Genomic DNA, 304 nt, shown 5'->3' on the forward strand with positions numbered 1-304 from the left:
TTGGCTAGTTTATTCAGCCTGTCATCCATTTGTTCCTTGTCTGCTGTGTACACTTTAAACTGACGCGTATATCCCTGTTTATCCACACGTGTGCTGTAGTGGGTAAAACTAAACCGCACACCGTCCAAGTCGGTATAAGCATCTTCTATTTCGTCATAAGACCAATTATCCCGGCGTTTCGGATCCTGTTTATATTTTTTCTTTTGTTCTGCGTTATACATGCCGTAAGGGATCAAAGGGATCTTTTCATAGTCATCGATGATGGATTCATAGTTTTCTTCACTGCCATATCCAGCATCTGCGA

Annotated in this window: 1 pseudogene; it reads right to left on the reverse strand. The window is 41.8% G+C overall.

What is annotated here, in order from left to right:
• Positions 1 to 304 (reverse strand): annotated as a pseudogene (locus ACYQ2O_RS13100) (IS5/IS1182 family transposase); the annotation flags it as partial.

The organism is Alkalibacterium sp. m-11 (assembly GCF_054658155.1).